Here is a 1272-nt window from a genome sequence, read left to right as displayed (position 1 = left end):
CACCTTCATCGTGAACTACCTGACGCGGAAGGTCCCGGCGTTCGTCGCCATGACAGTGGGCATCCTGATCTCGGCGTTGAGCTGGCTGATACTCACCGCCGGCGGGAGCACGCCGCTGGTCGTGGCGGCGCTCTTCGTGCTCGCGATGGGTGAGATCACGCTGTCGCCGCGGTTCTACGAGTACTGCTCGCGCCTCGCGCCGCCCGGGCAGCAAGGGCTCTTCATGGGCTTCGCCTTCCTGCCGGTGGCGATCGGGTACTTCATCGCCGGGCCGCTGGGCGGGTGGCTGGTGCGGCACTACGGTGAGGAGTTGCACACCCCGAACCGGATGTGGTTCGTGGTGACTGGGGTAGGGCTGCTGACCACGGCGCTGATGCTGCTGTACCACCGGTTCGTGAAGCCGGCCGCGGTGGAGGCGCGGTGATGCCGTGATCTTGACGCGGGGCGTGTCGCAGGGTCGCACCGCGGAGTAAGGTGGCGGCAATCGTGCGACTGCCGCTCGTGGCCCTGGGGCTAGTCGTCGGGCTCGCGGCTAGCGCCCCGGCCCAGGAGATCCGGATCGTCTTTTTCGACGTCGGGCAGGGCGACGCCGCGCTGGTGGTCACTCCCGAAGGGAGGTGCGTGTTGATCGACGCCGGACACGATGCCACGCCGATCGTCCGGCACGTGCAGGTGAACTGCGGCGACACGCTGGATCTCGTCGTCGCTTCGCACGGCCACGCCGACCACATCGGCGGCATGTCGGGCGTGCTGCGATCGTTCGCGGTGCGCAACTACCTCGACAACGGCGTCCCTTACCCGACGGCCACCTACCGCGCCACCATACAGATGGTTGCGACCAGCGGCGCCCAGTACCTGCAGGCGGACCGCCGAGTGCTGACGTTGGGGTCGGTCTGGGTGCGCGTGCTGTCCAACCCGCCTGGTGACGGCGAGCAGAACCTCGAGTCCGTGGGCCTAATCGTCGAGTTCGGCGAGTTCCGGGCGTTATTCAGTGGGGATTCCGAGCTGTCGGAGCTGGAGTGGTGGCTTGAGAGCGATTCCATCCCAAGGGTGACCGTGCTCAAAGTGGCTCATCACGGCAGTTGGAACGGCACCTCCGAGGCTTGGGCGCGCGCGACGCGGCCGCGGGTGGCCGTGATCTCGGTCGGCGCCGAGAACTCGTACGGCCACCCATCGCCCCAGGTCGTGGCGCTGTGGTGCAGCGTGGGGGCGAGGGTGTACCGAACCGACCACAACGGCACCATCGAGGTCCGGGCGCGACGGAACGGCCAT

The 1272-nt window shown here is 67.9% G+C and carries 2 protein-coding genes; both read left to right on the top strand.

The window, feature by feature from the left end; translation table 11 throughout:
* Positions 1-424, top strand: a 424-nt coding sequence (locus Q8Q85_05805) for an MFS transporter (protein MDP3773766.1), incomplete at its 5' end; no start/stop codon positions are given.
* Between the two features lie 62 nt (positions 425-486).
* Positions 487-1272: MBL fold metallo-hydrolase (locus tag Q8Q85_05800; GenBank protein MDP3773765.1), on the top strand; the 786-nt coding region annotated here is incomplete at its 3' end.

The organism is Gemmatimonadales bacterium (assembly GCA_030697825.1).
Taxonomy (GTDB): domain Bacteria; phylum Gemmatimonadota; class Gemmatimonadetes; order Gemmatimonadales; family JACORV01; genus JACORV01.
This window is presented reverse-complemented; position numbering and strand designations above follow the sequence as displayed.